This is a genomic window from Mesorhizobium sp. P2_F5, assembly GCF_056403715.1.
On sequence record NZ_JBFUEY010000002.1, the window covers coordinates 156,627 to 172,912 of the forward strand.

The following is a 16,286-nucleotide window of genomic DNA, read 5'->3' on the forward strand; positions in this document are numbered from 1 at the left end:
GACAGCGTGCATCAGGTCTCTCTGGCGTCCGACCAACCTTACGTCTGTTCGTTAGCCGCAGAGGGAAGGATGTCGCGTCGTCAGCGGGGTTCTTTCGGTATTCAGAAGATCAAGAAACTCGACACACTTTCAGCCGAACGAATTTTAACAGAAGGAGAATGGGATGGACGGCAATATTCCGGTCAATTCGATGGAAGCACGAGACATAAAATACATGCTCCATCCACACACAAACCATGTGAAACATCGTGAAGTCGGGCCGTTCATTATTGAGAGAGGCGAGGGCGTCTTTGTCTATGACAATGCCGGCAACCGTTACCTAGAAGGGATGTCAGGCATGTGGTCTGCCGGCCTCGGCTTTAGTGAAAAACGCCTCGGGGAGGCCGCCAAGAAGCAATACGATGTTTTGCCATTCTATCATACATTCGTGCATCGCTCGACACCACCGATTATCGATCTTGCCGAGAAGCTGGTCGAGATGTCGCCCGTGACGATGAGCAAGGCATTCTTCACCGCCTCGGGATCTGAGGCGATCGACACCGTTGTCAAGCTGCTATGGCAACGTTCAAATGCCATGGGAGAGCCGCAACGAAAGAAGATCATCGCGCGTAAACGAGCCTATCATGGTGCGACAATCGCATCCAACAATCTGACTGGTCTGGACGCGAACCATTGGGGTCATGACTTGATCATGCCGGTCGTTCGCCTGACCTGCCCACATTTCTATAGAGAAGGCCTTGCGGGCGAGACCGAGGAGGAATTCGCAACGCGCCTTGCCAATGAACTTGAAGACAAGATCCTGACCGAAGGCCCCCAGACAATCTGCTGCTTTATCGGCGAGCCAATTATGGGTGGCGGCGGGGTCATCGTGCCGCCAGCGACCTATTGGGAAAAAATCCAGGCTGTCCTTCGAAAATATGACATTCTCTTCGTTGCCGATGAGGTCATTTGCGGTTTTGGGCGAACTGGCAGCATGTTCGGTTCCCAGACCTGCAATCTTCAACCCGACGTATTGGTTTACTCAAAACAGCTCACCTCTTCGTATATCCCCTTCGCCGCGTTTGTAATGAACGAAAAGGTATTGGGACCAATCTATGAAGCCAGCGTGAAATACGGCGGCATGTGGCACGGCTTTACGACTTGCGGGCATCCGGTCGCCGCTGCGGTCGCTCTCGAGACCATCCGCATCATCGAAGAAGAGAGCCTCCCCAACAATGCCGCGAAAATGGGTGAGCGCCTTCTTGCGGGATTCCGCAAATATCTCGATCATCCGCTCGTCGGCGAAGTGCGCGGCGTTGGTCTGCTCGCAGGTGTCGAACTTGTCATGGACAAGGAGAAGAAAACGGGGCTCGATATGGTCGGCCAACTTGGTTCGCTGGTGGCCCAGCGAATGGAGGCGCATGGGGTCATTACGCGCCCGACCGATGATGCTGTCCTGTTCTCACCGCCGATGATCATCAAGCCCGAGGAAGTCGATTTGATTATCGATGCCTTGGGAAAGTCATTGAACGACGTAGCTGCTCAACTGGGTGTCAAGGTGGCCTAACCTGGGGTCGCTCAACACGCTGCGCCGCGCCGTCTCTCTCGAGGACGACGGGGTGGTGCGGCATGTCGGGCGCGCGACGTTTCCTGACCGTCCCGATCCGGGTTCGATGGCTGTGGTCCGTCGGCCGGATGGAAGGCACCACGGCGTCCTTTGCCGCCACCAACGCCACTGTCATGGACGTTCAATGGCTGCGCGAGGCGCACAAAGGTCGCCTGTCAGTCGCAGGATATACCGACCTTCGAGCGCTGGGATGCGGAATTCCACCAACGCAGCTCTGCTTGCGCGCGCGACGAGGTCCTCAAGGAGCCCTGTGATCTCGCCAAATTGGAACACTTTTTTCCAAAGTGAGCGCCGGCTCATGTCCGCACCGGGCAGGCGTCAACCGCAGTGACCCCAATCGATCAATCACAGGATTGGCTGCACCCGTAATGCTGTCCCGAGCTAGTCGACGTCTTTCTTGGCGCGAGCCGGAGGGGACGTGTGGCTCTCCAAGGCGTAACCGCCGAGCCTGACAGTTCGAATGACGTCCCTGTGTGACGACTGCTTGAGCGACTGTCGCAACCGGCTGACATGGACATCCACCGTGCGCGGGCCGACATAGACGTTGCTTGGCCAGGCCACGGCGATCAGTTCGTCGCGGCTGTGTACCTTCTCCGGATTTTCCAGCAAATGGCGCAGCAGTCTGAACTCGATCGGCCCCAGAGCGATTTCATTGCCGTTGCAGCGTACGTGATGCGTGTCGATCCGCATTTCGATGTCGCCATAGTTCAATGTCCTGGCACCATCAGGTCGCTGCCCGGGTTGTCGTCCGGTGCCAAGTCGCGAATGCAGGTAGGCAAGCAGCTTGGCCGGCGCCGATGGCCTGACGAAGCTTTCGTCGATCCCGGACTTGAGCAACTCGATATGCTGGCTTTCCGCACCGGGAGCGATCAACGCGACGACGGGGACGTTGCTGGCTCGGGGATCCTGCCTGAGCCGGTTGCAGCTGGCCGCCATCTGGTTGTCCGGCCGGCAGTCCAGGACCCAAGCCTGAACCGGCGTCTCGGCTGAGAGCTCAAGCATTTCGTCAACGTTGCTGGCCAGGGCACTGGTGAAGCCATCCACGGCAAGGATGTGGCTGAGTACCAGATAGAATTCCGCGTCATGCGAGCATATGACGACCAGTGGCTTCATCGGTGCAGTTCAAATCTCTCAGGCGGCGCGACGGAAAACCACATCTCTTGGCACACCCCATTCATCAGGCAACTCCGGATTTCCGAAAGCCCCGCTTTCAGCCGATCGGCTTCGCGCCACTGCATTCACCAACCGCACGGGCGAGCACGACTGCCAGCCCTCAATTGATGACTGGCATTCGTTCCGGAGAAAGTTCACTCAGAAACTCGATGCCTGTCTCGCGAACATAGATCACTTCCTCGAACTGGAAGACGGCGCCATCGATTTCCAGCTTGGGCTCCAGGTGTAGAATCATGCCCGGTCGTATGACTTCGGGATTGTCCTTGGAGATGGATGGGGGCTCGGTGACGTCGAGGCCCCCGCCGTGACCAATTCGAGAGACAAGACCGTAGGCGGGTGGCAGGCCTGCGTCGCGCCAAAGCCGCTCAAAGGCTGCAAAGACGTCGCCACAAGTCATCCCTGCCCTGACGCCGTTGGCGAGGGCCGCCGTTAGAGCACGAGTTCGTTCGTACGCGTCGACCTCCCAGCTTTCTGGCGGCCCACCACGTGCAATGCGGTTTCTATCCGCAGGATAGCCACCATAGGTGGAACGAAAATCCGTCCAGGCATACTGGCCAACTTGCAATGGCTGCATGCCAGGCGGGCGGCCATAGTTGAACTCGCCCCTGCAGAATGTCATCGCGATTGGATCAGCCCTCTCGGCCCCATTCATGATGATGCGGGCCTGGATCTGCCGACAAAGCTCGATCTCGGTAATGCCCAGCCGTGCCTGAGAAACGGCATCGTCAAACGCAGCATTGACGATCTCGAAGGAGATGCGCTTGAGCTCAGCCTCGAATGGCGATTTGATCACGCGGGTTCGCCACAGCACGTCCGTGGCGCTTTCCAGGCGGCCGCCGCGCGCGCTCAAGCCTCCGACGATTTCCAGCGAGCCGCGGCCAGACATATCCTGACCATAGTCGATCGCGACCTTTGCCGTGGCAACGGGATCGCGAACGGAAACTTCCTGGACGATGGCGCGCGCGCCTTCCGCAAGATAGCCCGCATAGTAGACGATCGAGAATGCCCTCGGCCTCGATTCAAGGTTTCTGGTTTCGATCTTGTTGGCGACGATGAGGATGTCCCGTTGGTCAATCACCAGGAACAAGGGACGCGAATGGTAACCCCAGGACAATGTCCGAAAGTCGGTGAAATACTCGATGTTTTTCTGGTCGGTAAGGACCAGGAAGGCAATGTCATCCTGGGCCATCTCGCGGCGGACCGCGGCGAGCCGCATGGTTAGCTCGCCAAGAGGCACGTCGGGTGAGGGTGGTGCTGGAAGCATGCTCGTCTGCTCCTGGAGTTTGATCGCTTGGCCGCCGTCGCACACTATTTTTTGTGCCTGGTGCCTTTGTGACCCGCGTCAAGTTCCACCACGCAAGCCAGGCGGTCGAAAGGGGATTCCGTCACGCCGAACACTGAGAAAGACCTGTCGGTCGTATTCAATCGATAGAGGCGACGCAGCATTGGATATCCGTTGCGGATGGCGAACGTCTGTTGTGCCTGCTCGGAGGCCGGCGCAGCATCGATCAGCAACTTGGTCTTGGTGAATTGGGTCCCGTGATCGCGCAGCGCATCACTGATGAATTTTTCCCCAAACTCATCAACCACCTCGTCGCTCAACGAGCGGGGCAGGTAGGAGGTGTCGTACATGATCGGAGTGCCGTCTGTGAAAATCACCTTACGAACACACAACATCAGCCCATCTGGCGCCTCAAGCGCATCAAAGGCCGGATCGCTTATCTTTTCCTGCGTCAGCGAGACGAGGTGAATCGAGGGCTTCAGGCCCAGCCGAAGAGCGTCCTCATGCGAGGTAAGGGAGAAATCGAGATCCCGAATAAACCTTCGTTGGTCCCTGACAAAGGTCCCGAGTCCTGGCACCGAACGCAAGATCCCGGCAGGCTGGAGGTCGCGCAAAGCCCGCTTGACAGTGATTGCACTGACCCCGAATTCCTCTGCCAAAGCCGCGGCGGAGGGCAGCGCCTGCCCCAAGGCATACTCTCCGGCGCGCACGCGACGCATGATTTCCAGCCGCACGTTTTTGTGCAGAGCGGTCCCGATCTGTCCGTTCATGTGAGCTCCGCCATAAGGTATACCAGGAATACCTACAGCATCGACGATGCTATGTCTATCCCAAGCGGGGTGAGGCCACGCTCGAGGCGAACGCATTCACAAAAAACAAACGCGGACTTTACAAAACTTTGATGAACCTGTTATACCTGGTCTACCTTACTAGCTCGTCAACTCCCGAGGAGAATAGCATGGCAAGCGCGTCCCGGCTCTTGGAGACAATGACTGTGATAGCAATCGTCCTGCTTGCCGCCACGGGCGTTTTGAGGGCTGACACGACACGCGAACGCGTCTTGCATGAAGGCAAGATTGTCATCGGCATCTCCAATGGCGCTCCTTGGGGGTTTCGCGACAAGAATGGCGAACCTGCCGGCTTCCATCCAGAACTTGTCAGGGCTGCATTTGAGAGCCTTGGGGTCAACAAGGTGGAGATCGTCGTCACCGAATTCGGTGCGTTGATACCGGCACTCACCGCGCAGCGTTTCGATGCGATTGCCGCCGGACTCTACATCACACCGGAGCGGTGCGAACTCGTCGCCTTCAGTGACCCCGACCTCAAGCTTGCGGACGCAGCCCTCGTCATCCAAGGCAATCCGAAGAATGTTCACAGCTACGCTCAAATCGCGGCAAACCCGGAGATCAAATTCGGCGTGGGACGCGGCAGCACAACGGCGAAGAATGCGGCGGCCGCAGGGGTGGTCGAGGAGCGCATGCTGCTTTTCCCCGACATTCAGTCAAATGTTTCCGCGCTGCTCACAGGCCGGATCGACGTTGCGGCATTTTCAGCGCCGACAGTGGCCCGCATTCTCTCTGACGAGAATGTCCATGGGATCGAGCGCACATTGCCCTTCGAGGGCTTGCAGGAAAACGGAAAGGAACGGTTCGGCTATTCGGCGATTGCGTTTCGCAAGGAGGATGGCGACCTTCGCGACCTGTACAATTCCCGGCTCAAGGCGCTCAAGCTCGACGGCACGGTCGCGCGCATCATGGCCAGGAACGGCTTCAGCGATCAGGAGAAGGCACCGGATTTGACCGGTGACCAGGTCTGCAAAGGGCAGGACTGACCGGCTGCAGGGCAGCGGGCAAAGGTCGTTGCGTGAGGCTGGACACCCTGCATTCCGAAGGCCAAGGCCCGAACGCGTTGTGGTCAGCAGAGCCCAACGTATGACGAACGAACGCTTCAGTTGCATTTAGGCGTTCAGGATCAGGGACGTTCAAGCGTGACCATCGTTGAGATATTCGTCGGCATTCTCCAGGGTTTCCGCGTCACGGCGACCGTCACCGCGTTGGGTGTACTGTATGCCGTGCCCTTCGCCTTGATCTTTGGCGTGGCGCAGTATCTGACCGAGGGTGCGGCACGCATGGCGGTCACCGCGATCATAGAGTTCTGGCGCAGCTCCGCGGTGATTATCCTGCTCTTTGTCTTCTACTATGTCCTTCCAGTCCTCGGCATCCATCTGTCAGCCGTCACCGTGAGCGCGATGGTGCTGGGCTTGAATGCAGGCGGATATGGAAGCCAGGCCGTCCGGGCCGGTCTCCAGTCGCTCGATCGGGGGCAGATCGAAGCCGCGTCTGCGCTCGGGCTGCCGCGCCGGCATATCCTCACCCTGATCGAGCTGCCGCAAGCCCTCACCAGGATGGCGCCGACCTTCATCAACCAGTTCATCCAGTTGATCAAAGGCACTGCGTTGGTCTCTCTCGTAACTCTCACGGACATGACGTTCCGGGCAAAGGAAATCGCCGAACTCGAATACAACCCTGTCGGCGTCTATACGTCGCTTCTGCTTGCCTATTTCGTCGTCTGTTATCCCGTCACGGTGTTAGGCCGATGGGTCGAGCAGCGCATTGGCGCGGGGAGGAGCCTGACAAATGAATTTTGATCTTGCCTTTGCCGCCTCTACCGTTCCGACGATCCTGGCCGTCATTGGAACCACGATCGGCGTTGCGCTGCTGAGTTGCGCCGGCGCCTCAGTGCTTGGGTTCAGCTTTGAGATCGCTCGGCGCGCGGGGTCGGCACCGGGCTATCTGATGCGTTTCGTGATCGACTTCATCCGGTCGACACCGGTGCTGGCATGGCTCTATTTCCTCTATTTCGTCCTTCCTCATTGGGGTTTCACGCTGCCGGCGCTGGTGGTCGGCATACTGGGCCTGAGCATCTATTTCAGCGGATACCTGGCCGAGGTGTTCAAGGCTGGCATCGACGCCATTCCAAATGGCCAAGCCGAGGCCGCGAAGGCGTTGGGATTGAACCGGATCGATACCGTGTTCTTCATCCTGGCCCCCCAGATGCTCCGCAATGTCGCGGCCCCTGTCGGGAACTACTTTGTCTCGATCCTGAAAGCCACGCCCTATCTGGCCGTCATCGCCGTGCCGGAGATGCTGGGCAGGGCGCTCGACATTGCCTCCGACACCTATCGCTATGCAGAGCCGCTAACTGTCGTCGGCATTGTATTTCTCGTTCTGGCTCTGACGATCGCGCAGATGGTCAAGCTTCTCGAACGCAAGTTGCTGGGGTCAGGAAGCCGATGAACGACCTTGTTTATGCAATGCGGCATCCGACTCCCGGGCTGGCGGAAATCGAGCAACGCAACAACTCGAGCCGGCCTGATCAACCGGCAGTGGAAATCTCCGCTCTGAACAAGTGGTTTGGCAGCTTCCATGCGCTGAAGAACATCGATCTTGCCGTGCCGCAGGGCACCCGGATTGTGATTTGCGGTCCGTCAGGATCAGGGAAATCGACCTTGATCAGGTGCATGAACGGGCTGGAGAGCTTCCGCAGTGGCGCTATTCGCATCGGCAGCGTCGATCTCACCCGCGACCAGAAACAGCTGCAGAAAATTCGACGCGAAGTCGGAATGGTTTTCCAACAATTCAATCTGTTTCCGCATCTAACGGTCATGTCCAACTGCACCCTGGCCTTGAGACGTGCCTTTGGCAAATCCAAGGCTGAGGCTGCCGGCGTCGCGCTTCATTATCTCGAGCGGGTACGGATTCCGGAGCAGGCGCACAAATATCCTGGCCAACTCTCCGGTGGTCAGCAGCAGCGCGTTGCAATAGCGCGCGCACTCTGCATGAGCCCGAAGATCATGCTCTTTGATGAGCCGACATCTTCGCTTGATCCGGAGATGGTCAAGGAAGTGCTCGATGTCATGGTCGACCTCGCTGGGGACGGCATGACGATGCTTTGCGTCACGCATGAAATGGGGTTCGCCCGCAAGGTCGCCGACCAGGTGGTGTTCATGGATCAGGGAAGCATCGTCGAGATGGCTTCACCCGCCAACTTCTTCGCCGCACCAAGCCAGGAGCGGACGCGGCTCTTCCTGGACAAGGTGCTTCGTTGAATAAAGAGGATGGATTATGACTGGTGAAACACGGATCTGGACGCCGATCGACTATGAGGCCGACGGAAAGCAGTCGGACTGTCTGAGACTGCCTTATTCGTCCGACCTGTCGGCCTATGGCTGGATACCCATCCCGCTGGTGTGCATCAAGAATGGCTCCGGGCCGACGGCGTTGCTGGTCGCCGGCAACCATGGCGACGAGTATGAGGGCCAGATCGCCCTTTCCAATATGGCCCGAGAGATCGCGGTGCACGAGGTTTCGGGTCGGCTCCTCATCCTGCCGGCACTCAACGCACCAGCCGTGGCCGCAGGACGTCGCGTGTCCCCGCTCGACGAAGGCAATCTCAATCGGCTGTTTCCGGGCAGCGCGAGCGGATCCCCGACAGAGATGATCGCCCACTATGTCTGCAGCGTGTTGATCCCGATGGCAGATGTCGTCGTCGATCTCCACTCCGGCGGCCGTTCGCTCCATTACGTGGCAAGCGCGCTGGTGCGTCCGGGGCGGTCCCCCGACGAGCATACAGCACTGCTGAGGCTAATGGACCTGTTTGGCGCGCCAATCAGCTTCGTAAGCGACGGAACCGGCGGCGGCGGCCTTACGACACTGGCAGCAGCCGCACAGGAACGCGGGGCGCTGGCGCTGACCACCGAACTTGGCGGTGGCGCAACATTGTCCAGATGGGGGCTGTCGCTTGCCGAGGCAGGACTAAAGCGCCTGTTGAAAGATCAGGGGATCCTACGCGATGTCGCTGTCGAACCCGCTTCACCCACGCGCCTCATGACGGTCAGGGGTCATAGCGCATTTGTCTATGCGCGCGATCGAGGCGTTTTCGAGCCGGCCGCGAATATAGGCGATGAGGTTGTGACCGGCCAGCTCGCGGGCCGCATCCACTTTCCGGATTTGCCGACGCGCGAACCTGAAACGCTGTTGTTTGAATCGTCCGGTCTGGTGGCGTGCCGCAGGGTTCCATCGCTCACGAACCGCGGTGACTGCCTCTTCAAGCTCATGGCCGATATCGACGTCAGCGCGGATCACGCCCTGCATGCGTAGTCCGTTGCCGAGGCTCAATCCGCGTGTGATTGGCCTGCGCTGCATTCGTTGTCGAGCTATCTTCGCGATCGCGGACCACTTCGAAGGTTGCCCCGCCTGCCTGAGCCAAGATATGCCGGCCAGCCTCGCCATCGAATATCAGAATTTCCCCAAATCCTTGACGCGCCTGGCCGACTGGCAGGTCTATCCTGACCATCCAACGCTTGGCGAAGGCAACACACCTCTTGTGCCACTGGAGGGGCTCGCGAAAGAGATCGGCGTTCGCGCGCTTTTCCTCAAGAATGAGGGCGCCAACCCGACTGGATCGCACAAAGACCGCATGAGCAGATTCGTTGTCCAACGGGCGTTGGAGATCGGCGCATCGACGGTAGCCGCGGCCTCAAGTGGCAATGCCGGTGTATCGCTGGCAGCCTATGCGGCTCATGTCGGGCTGAGCTGCGTGATCGTGACCACGCCTGACATGAACCCAAACTGGCGTCGTGCGATCGAGATGCACGGGGCGACACTGCTCGCAACAGAAACCCCCGAACGCCGCTGGCAGGTGCTCGCCGAGCGCGTCAGGGCCGGAGACTGGTATCCGGCCACCAATTTTGCCATCCCGCCAGTCGGCAGCAATCCTTTCGGGGTGGATGGCTACAGGTCGCTTGCATTCGAGATATTGCTCGAGCTGGGCGCCACCGAATGCACCGATATCTTCGTCCCGACATCGAGAGCCGATCTGCTGTGGGGCATCGCAAAAGGATATTGCGACCTGCAGACGGCCGGACTTATCGAAGAACGGCCCCGCATTCATGCCGTTGAGCCATTCGGTCGAATATCAAGAGTGCTTGCCGGCGAGGATTATCGCGGCAATTTTGCAGGCAGCTCGGCTTTGACTTCAATTGGTGGTTCTACCGTAACCTACCAGGCACTGGATGCGATTGCCTCTTGCAAGGGATCGGCGGTGGCCATTGACGAGGCGGCAGCGCGCGACGATCAGAAGCGGTTGGCGCGTTGCGGGTTTTATCTCGAACTATCGAGCGCGTCGGCTTTGACCGGCCTGCGGAAACTTGTCTCCCAGGGTGAAATCGCCTCGGACGCCTCTATCGTGCTTGTGGGCACGTCCAGCGGCTTTTCCGAATTCCAGACCTTCTCGTACCCTATTGCCGCAATCACCTAGCCCGCCTTTGAAACGTGGCTTTGGCTCTGCGCTCAAGAAGATCGTCATCGACTAGGCCACGGCGCACTTCGACAGTATCTGCTTTGGGAATCCATTGCGGGCCATTCAGTTTCAAAGTTGTATGACGCGATCTGATCCAAGGGTGACCTTCATTGTCCGCATTGCGAATGGCAGCAATGCACAGCATCTCGGTCGTACAGGTGGCCTTCGCGACTTCGAAAAAGCCGTCGTTCCACTGAGGAGCCGCAGAGGTCTGCAATGGTGGTTTGCGGACCAGCGGCTATTGATGGCTTAGGCGGACTGGCGGACGCTGGTTGCTCAGCAAATCACGGAAGCAGGCTTGGTATCCCTTTGGCGGCCATGCCGCCAAAGGGATGAGGCATCATTTCCACTCGGGAATCATGCTGGGCATGGCGTAGCGGGCGCCGGCTGCGCCTTCCGGCAGAATCTCCGCGATGCGGGCCAGGTCTTCGGCGGCCAGATGGAGGGCAGCCGACCCGATATTCTCAGCAAGGCGCTCCTTGCGGCGCGTGCCCGGGATTGGAACGATGTCATCTCCCTGCGCCAGCAACCAGGCCAGAGCAAGTTGGGACACCGTGGCGCCCTTGGACTTGGCCAGCACGGTCAATTGTTCGACCGCCTTCTTGTTCGTCGCGAAATTGCCCGGCTGCCAACGAGGATCGCTGCGACGCATGTCGTTTTCGGCATAGTCTGCAGCCGGCTTGACTTCGCCCGTGAGGAAGCCGCGACCAAGGGGAGAATAGGGCACAAAACCGATGCCCAGTTCTCGCAAGGTCGGGAACACAGATTCCACTTCCCGCTCGAACACCGAATATTCGGTCTGCAGCACGGTCACCGGCTGCACAGCGTGCGCGCGACGGATGGTTTCGGGGCCGGCTTCGCTCATGCCGAAATACTTCACCTTGCCGGCGTTGATCAGGTCCTTCACCACGCCGGCCACATCTTCGATCGGCACGTTGGGATCGACCCGGTGCTGGTACATGATGTCAATGCGGTCGACACCCAGATTGCGCAGGCTCTTGTCGGTGAGTTCGCGGATGAACGCCGGACGGCTATCGACACTCCAGTCCTGCGTGTAGCCAAATTTGGAGGCGATCACGATCTCGTCACGAAAGCCTTTGACGGCGCGGCCGATGATCTTTTCGTTCTCGCCCCAACCGTACACGGCGGCCGTATCGAAAAAAGTGACGCCCTGGTCGAAGGCGTAGCGGATTGTCTCGATGCTCTGGGCCTCATCACTATCGCCATAGGCAACGGACACGCCCATGGCGCCGTAGCCAATTGCCGAAACCTCAGGACCGTTCGTACCGAGTTTGCGCTTTTGCATGACTATTCCTTCCTTCTTGCTTGCCTCATACCTAGGGTCCTCGTGTCGTCATTACGTGCCGAAAACTCCTAGATGATTGCCTATTCCTCCTGATGCGTTGCGTGGGACCGCTTGGTCTGATTAATGTCCCCGGATGAGCACCACCACAGAACTGAAGCACCTTACCCAGCCATATGCCCTGCAGCCGAAGACGGTGACATCGATCGCGCGGCTGGAAATAATGCGGCTGGAACACCCCACTGCGTTGCAGCCCGTGATCTACGAACCTGCCGTTTGTCTTGTGTTGCAGGGTGCAAAACGCGCCGTCATCGGTGAAAAGGTCCTTGCCTATGGCGAGGGCGACTACTTCATCGCCGCAGCCGAGGTAGCAGCCCTTGGCCAGATTTCGGAAGCCACAAAGGACCAGCCGTATCTGGCCCTCAACCTACTACTCGACCCGCAGCTGATCGCCGGCGTGCTGCTGGACTTGCCGAAACGAACTGAGCCCGCGGTCTCGTCTGGGTTCTTCACCAGTACGGCGGACAGCAAGCTGCTCGATGCCTGGCTGCGCCTGGTGAGTGTCCTTGACCGACCTGACGAGGCAGCGGTGCTCGCCCCCATGATCGAGCGCGAAATCCTGTTCCGGCTGCTGCAAGGCCCCAGTGGCGTTCTGCTGCGCCAAATCGCGGGTCGTGACAACCGGCTGTCCAGTATCAGGAAGTCGATGGCGTGGCTGCGGCGGCATTACACCGACCCCATCAGGGTCGAGCAACTGGCCGCAATTGCGGGAATGAGCCCGTCAGTGTTCCACAAGCACTTCAAGAATGTGACTGCCCTGTCCCCCATTCAGTACCAAAAGCAAATCCGGCTGCATGAAGCGCGTCGGCAACTGTCGCAGGCACCGCTGGACGCAGCCGGCGTGGCCTTTTCAATAGGCTATGAAAGTGCCTCCCAATTCAGCCGTGAGTATAAACGCCTTTTCGGTGCCTCCCCGGTGCAGGATGCCAAGCAGTTGCAGGCGCTTAACGTCTAGGCCATCGCTGGATTCGCTAATCGGACCAGGCATGTCATAAGGTCGATGAGATTCAAGGCGGTTATCGATGCGGTCTGTCGAAGGTACGGTTTCAGAATAGTGCGTACCGAGGGCGAAGGGCCGAGATGGGGTCGGGAGTTGCTATTGAAGAGCACGCTCGATCAATTGGATTCTATTGTCGCTCTATATCGGGAGTTGGGCCTTGATGGCGGCATTTCGTTTCAAGGCCTCCAGGAAATGCCGAGCTATTCGGATTACTATTCCGAGCAACTGACCGGCGAAATCCTTTCGCAGAACGAGAAACGCACTTTGGGGCAGTATCTGGTGCGCTTCCTGTCGGATACGACGATCAACAGAAGCGGCAGCAATGTCGGCTTCTATGCGCGGCTTTTCGCCGAACTCCCAACCCGGCCGAACACGTGCCCGTGGTTGTCCAACGCTGGTTAGGTATCGGCCGAAGGCGAGATGATGCCGTGCTGCCACATCAAGAATACCAAGTGGTCTTTTGGACGTAGAAGAAACGGATAGGGAAACGCTTATCGGTCGCCGAGATGCCATGGGCCGTCAACTCACCAACGGTATTGTCCCCAAGCCTTGCACCGGCTGCTGGGTTTTGCCTTTTCTGAGTCAAGCCTTTGCGCATTCGTCGACTGAAGACCGCACCAACAGCAGATAAGCTTGACGGCAACTTTCTAGCGAAATGCGGACCGTCCGCTGTCGGCCACTTCGTGACGGTCAGATCCTCGGCATGCCTTTGGGCCTCAGTGTTCGCTTCTGGGCAGCAATGCGGAACGAGGCATTGGCTGCCCCGTAGCCTCGATAGCCGCGACGCTCGACGATCTCGAAGAAGAAACCCTCGCCGTAGGTCTGGCTGTAGAGCTGGAAATAGTCACCGCCCTCATCGCGATCGAAGAGGATGTTGCGGGCCCGCAACCGGTTGGTGAATTCCGGTTCGAGCCCGAGGCGTGCTTCGAGATCGTCGTAGTAGTTCGTTGAAATCTCCAACCCCTTGAAGCCGATCTCGGTCAGGCGGTCGGCGGTCTGGAAGATATCGCGGCTGGCGAAGGCCAGATGCTGCACGCCCGAGCCGAAGCTCTCGGCGATAAAATGGCCAGCCAGCGTCCTGCGGTTCTCCGCACCGTTCAAAGTAAGCCGAAGCCCGCCATCATCGCTCTCCACGACCTGGCTGCGCACGACGCCGGCCGGATCGATCACATCCACCATGGGCAATTTTGTCGTCCTGAAGATCGATGTGTAAAAAAGCAGCCAGGTCAGCATCTCCTCATAGTTCATCGATTGAGCGAGGTGGTCGATTGCCATCAGCCCGGCATCGTCGCCGACGTCGTCGACCGGTTCGAATTCGATCTCCCAGACTTTTGCCAACTCGCTCCTGCCGTCGATGAAGTAGATCACGCCGCCTCCGACCCCGCGTATTGCCGGTATCGCCAGCTCATCGGGGCCATGGCGCTGTTCAAAGGGCTCGGCGCCCAATGCGCGAGCGCGGGCCACGGTTGCGGCGGCATCGTCGACCTTCAATCCGAACGCATAGGCAGAAGCGCCGTGAACGAGGTATGAGGAGTGCGCCAGCCCTTCCTTTTCGGTGTTGACGACAATGTTGATGGCGCCCTGGCGAAGCAGCACCACATCTTTGTGCTTGTGGCGACCGACCAGCGAGAACCCCATGGCACGTAGCAGCAGCACCAACTCTTCAGCCTCGGTCTCGTTTACGGCGAACTCGACGAACTCGATGCCGCTGACCGCGACACGTTCCGGCAAAGCCGGCACGTCGATCGCGATGTCCGGCTCGGCGCGTGCAACCTGATCCATGAGGTAGACCAGGGACCTGTGCCCATCGACCGCGATAGACCTGGGCGATCCACCGCGGAACTGGTCGTTGAATATTTCGAGCGACAATGGCCCGCCGTAGCCTGTTGCCGCGACCGCTCGCATGAAGTCGACCACCGGCAGGTCACCTTCGCCCGGCATGTTCCGGAAATGGCGGCTCCAGTACAGCAGGTCCATGTCGATCAGCGGAGCGTCGGCAAGCTGGACGATGAAGATGCGATCGCCGGGGATGGCGCGGATCGTCTCGACATCCACCCGCCGGGCCAGGGTGTGGAAGGAGTCAAGGATCAGTCCGATGTTGGGATGGTTCGCCCGCCTGACAATCTCCCATGCGTCGCGATGGTCACTGATATGCCGCCCCCAGGCGAGCGCCTCGTAGCCAACGCGCAGGCCTCGTTTCGCCGCCAACTCGCCGAGCGCGTGGAAATCGTCGGCGGCACGGTCGATACCGCCGAGTGCGGCGGGCGAGATGTTGGAACACACCAGCATCAGGTCCGTGCCGAGTTCTTGCATCAGGTCGAACTTGCGCTCCGCCCGATCGAAGGCGCGCGAACGTTGCTGTTCGGGCATTCCCTCGAAATCGCGGAAGGGCTGGAACAGTGTGATCTCCAGGCCGTGATCCCTGATCATCCGCCCGACTTCGGCAGGGCTGCCGTCGTAAGCAAGAAAGTCATTCTCGAATATTTCCACCCCGTCGAAGCCGGCCGCGGCGATGGCCGCGAGCTTCTCGCGGAGGTCACCGCTGATCGAGACGGTGGCGATCGAGGTTTTCATCGCTGAGGTCCAAGCCATGTTCCTTGGACTTGGCCAAGTCCAAGGAGCAGACAGCATCTGTGAACGGGCGTTCCTGGTTGCATCAAAGAAGCGCGATGACGCGGGTGGGCCCGCCGGTCGCGCCTTTCACCTTGGGAATCCCGAGGAAGAGATGTGCTCCGGATTCAGGGATCGCGTCGAGGTTCGCCAGGCACTCCACGCCCCAACGACCGCTGCCCAACCATTCGTAGTGGACGGGAAACGCCCCGCCCGAATTGAGCCCTGTGTCCAGTGAAAGCGTGTCGACACCAATCCCCTTCACCTTTCGCTCGCCAATCAGGAACTGCGCGGTCTCGATATGAAAACCGGGGGTGTGATTTCTCTTCTCATTGTCATTGCCGGTGAACTTCGGGTCGCCGACCAGTTTGTGCCATCCGGAGTTCATCACCACGCAACAGCCTTCCGGGAGGGGTCCGTTCTTTGACTCCCACGCCTTGATGTCATCCGGCGTCAGCGATGTGTCCGCGTTCTCGGCGGCGCGCGCCGCGATGCTGATGACGGCGACAGGGACGATCAGATCCGAGATCGGGATCATGTCGGCCGTCAAACCGTCGGCGGAGAAGTGGATAGGCGCGTCCATGTGGGTGCCGCTGTGCTCCACGATCGTCCAACGATTGAGGTTCACCTTGTCCTTGGCGAAGGTGACGAGATGCTCGACCGTGAACCATTTCTCGCCGCTGAAAGTTGGAAACCCTTCATAGAGCGCGTGAGAGAGGTCGACCGTGTCGGTAAAACTCGTCGCCGCCGCCTGGGCTCGCTGCACAGTTGGAAGCGTGGCTGCCGCTGCCGCGCCAAGGCCGAGCGTAAATCCGGCTTTCAGCAGTCCTCTGCGGGTGGCGTTTTCGCAGATCGAATGAAGGCATCCTGGAGGACACATGTGGCTTTCCTT

General features: G+C 59.1%; 15 protein-coding genes. 9 read left to right on the top strand and 6 right to left on the bottom strand.

Annotation, left to right across the window (positions count from 1 at the left end; all coding sequences use genetic code 11):
• The first annotated feature begins 163 nt into the window (after positions 1–163).
• Positions 164–1,546 carry an aminotransferase gene (locus tag AC1DYO_RS02985; protein ID WP_477260145.1) on the top strand — a complete coding sequence of 461 codons (1,383 nt, stop codon included), beginning with the start codon at positions 164–166 and terminating at the stop codon, positions 1,544–1,546.
• Positions 1,547–1,987: 441 nt separating this feature from the next.
• Here AC1DYO_RS02985 and AC1DYO_RS02990 read toward each other — a convergent pair whose 3' ends face one another.
• The 3 genes from AC1DYO_RS02990 to AC1DYO_RS03000 all read right to left on the bottom strand — a co-directional run bounded on the left by AC1DYO_RS02990 (position 1,988) and on the right by AC1DYO_RS03000 (position 4,831).
• Positions 1,988–2,650: a response regulator transcription factor gene (locus AC1DYO_RS02990; RefSeq protein ID WP_477260147.1), complete on the bottom strand. Its 663-nt coding sequence runs from the start codon at positions 2,648–2,650 to the stop codon at positions 1,988–1,990.
• Between the two features lie 229 nt (positions 2,651–2,879).
• Positions 2,880–4,043 carry a M24 family metallopeptidase gene (locus tag AC1DYO_RS02995; protein WP_477260149.1) on the bottom strand — a complete coding sequence of 388 codons (1,164 nt, stop codon included), beginning with the start codon at positions 4,041–4,043 and terminating at the stop codon, positions 2,880–2,882.
• A 44-nt stretch (positions 4,044–4,087) separates the two neighbouring features.
• The gene (locus tag AC1DYO_RS03000) at positions 4,088–4,831 is read right to left on the bottom strand and encodes a GntR family transcriptional regulator (RefSeq protein ID WP_477260151.1); all 744 of its coding nucleotides are present in this window, start codon (positions 4,829–4,831) and stop codon (positions 4,088–4,090) included.
• Positions 4,832–5,049: 218 nt separating this feature from the next.
• On the opposite strand from AC1DYO_RS03000, the gene ehuB reads away from it, so the two are divergent.
• The 6 genes from ehuB to AC1DYO_RS03030 all read left to right on the top strand — a co-directional run bounded on the left by ehuB (position 5,050) and on the right by AC1DYO_RS03030 (position 10,379).
• A complete protein-coding gene (gene ehuB, locus AC1DYO_RS03005; protein ID WP_477260153.1) occupies positions 5,050–5,892 on the top strand; it encodes an ectoine/hydroxyectoine ABC transporter substrate-binding protein EhuB in 843 nt (280 codons plus the stop codon).
• A gap of 156 nt (positions 5,893–6,048) precedes the next feature.
• Complete coding sequence (locus tag AC1DYO_RS03010; RefSeq protein WP_477260155.1) at positions 6,049–6,708, top strand: amino acid ABC transporter permease; 660 nt, start codon at positions 6,049–6,051, stop codon at positions 6,706–6,708.
• Positions 6,698–7,357 carry an amino acid ABC transporter permease gene (locus tag AC1DYO_RS03015; RefSeq protein WP_477260157.1) on the top strand — a complete coding sequence of 220 codons (660 nt, stop codon included), beginning with the start codon at positions 6,698–6,700 and terminating at the stop codon, positions 7,355–7,357. The genes AC1DYO_RS03010 and AC1DYO_RS03015 overlap by 11 nt, the downstream gene beginning before the upstream one ends.
• On the top strand, positions 7,354–8,169 hold the full coding sequence (locus AC1DYO_RS03020) for an amino acid ABC transporter ATP-binding protein (protein ID WP_477260159.1): 816 nt from the start codon (positions 7,354–7,356) through the stop codon (positions 8,167–8,169). Before AC1DYO_RS03015 ends, AC1DYO_RS03020 begins: the two co-directional genes overlap by 4 nt.
• 16 nt (positions 8,170–8,185) lie before the next feature.
• Complete coding sequence (locus AC1DYO_RS03025) at positions 8,186–9,220, top strand: succinylglutamate desuccinylase/aspartoacylase family protein (RefSeq protein ID WP_477260161.1); 1,035 nt, start codon at positions 8,186–8,188, stop codon at positions 9,218–9,220.
• On the top strand, positions 9,213–10,379 hold the full coding sequence (locus tag AC1DYO_RS03030; RefSeq protein WP_477260163.1) for a threonine synthase: 1,167 nt from the start codon (positions 9,213–9,215) through the stop codon (positions 10,377–10,379). Before AC1DYO_RS03025 ends, AC1DYO_RS03030 begins: the two co-directional genes overlap by 8 nt.
• 382 nt (positions 10,380–10,761) lie before the next feature.
• Here AC1DYO_RS03030 and AC1DYO_RS03035 read toward each other — a convergent pair whose 3' ends face one another.
• Positions 10,762–11,727 (bottom strand): aldo/keto reductase, encoded by a 966-nt coding sequence (locus tag AC1DYO_RS03035; protein ID WP_477260165.1) that lies wholly within the window; start codon positions 11,725–11,727, stop codon positions 10,762–10,764.
• 133 nt (positions 11,728–11,860) lie between these two features.
• Between AC1DYO_RS03035 and AC1DYO_RS03040 the strand changes: the two genes are divergently transcribed.
• Positions 11,861–12,739 carry an AraC family transcriptional regulator gene (locus AC1DYO_RS03040; protein ID WP_477260167.1) on the top strand — a complete coding sequence of 293 codons (879 nt, stop codon included), beginning with the start codon at positions 11,861–11,863 and terminating at the stop codon, positions 12,737–12,739.
• Positions 12,740–12,883: 144 nt separating this feature from the next.
• On the top strand, positions 12,884–13,186 hold the full coding sequence (locus AC1DYO_RS03045) for a hypothetical protein (RefSeq protein WP_477260169.1): 303 nt from the start codon (positions 12,884–12,886) through the stop codon (positions 13,184–13,186).
• Between the two features lie 288 nt (positions 13,187–13,474).
• Here the strand turns inward: AC1DYO_RS03045 and AC1DYO_RS03050 are convergent, their stop codons facing one another.
• Together AC1DYO_RS03050 and AC1DYO_RS03055 are read right to left on the bottom strand one after the other, a co-directional pair.
• On the bottom strand, positions 13,475–15,358 hold the full coding sequence (locus AC1DYO_RS03050; RefSeq protein ID WP_477260171.1) for a bifunctional sugar phosphate isomerase/epimerase/4-hydroxyphenylpyruvate dioxygenase family protein: 1,884 nt from the start codon (positions 15,356–15,358) through the stop codon (positions 13,475–13,477).
• An 82-nt stretch (positions 15,359–15,440) separates the two neighbouring features.
• Positions 15,441–16,160 (bottom strand): cyclase family protein, encoded by a 720-nt coding sequence (locus AC1DYO_RS03055; RefSeq protein ID WP_477260173.1) that lies wholly within the window; start codon positions 16,158–16,160, stop codon positions 15,441–15,443.
• Positions 16,161–16,286: the final 126 nt, after the last annotated feature.

Bases quoted from the DNA above. Each gene is read 5' to 3' on its own strand.
- AC1DYO_RS02985 (WP_477260145.1), top strand. From the start codon at position 164: ATGGACGGCAATATTCCGGTCAATTCGATGGAAGCACGAGACATAAAA.
- AC1DYO_RS02995 (WP_477260149.1), bottom strand. From the start codon at position 4,043: ATGCTTCCAGCACCACCCTCACCCGACGTGCCTCTTGGCGAGCTAACC.
- AC1DYO_RS03000 (WP_477260151.1), bottom strand. From the start codon at position 4,831: ATGAACGGACAGATCGGGACCGCTCTGCACAAAAACGTGCGGCTGGAA.
- ehuB (WP_477260153.1), top strand. From the start codon at position 5,050: ATGACTGTGATAGCAATCGTCCTGCTTGCCGCCACGGGCGTTTTGAGG.
- AC1DYO_RS03015 (WP_477260157.1), top strand. From the start codon at position 6,698: ATGAATTTTGATCTTGCCTTTGCCGCCTCTACCGTTCCGACGATCCTG.
- AC1DYO_RS03020 (WP_477260159.1), top strand. From the start codon at position 7,354: ATGAACGACCTTGTTTATGCAATGCGGCATCCGACTCCCGGGCTGGCG.
- AC1DYO_RS03025 (WP_477260161.1), top strand. From the start codon at position 8,186: ATGACTGGTGAAACACGGATCTGGACGCCGATCGACTATGAGGCCGAC.
- AC1DYO_RS03030 (WP_477260163.1), top strand. From the start codon at position 9,213: ATGCGTAGTCCGTTGCCGAGGCTCAATCCGCGTGTGATTGGCCTGCGC.
- AC1DYO_RS03035 (WP_477260165.1), bottom strand. From the start codon at position 11,727: ATGCAAAAGCGCAAACTCGGTACGAACGGTCCTGAGGTTTCGGCAATT.
- AC1DYO_RS03040 (WP_477260167.1), top strand. From the start codon at position 11,861: ATGAGCACCACCACAGAACTGAAGCACCTTACCCAGCCATATGCCCTG.
- AC1DYO_RS03050 (WP_477260171.1), bottom strand. From the start codon at position 15,358: ATGAAAACCTCGATCGCCACCGTCTCGATCAGCGGTGACCTCCGCGAG.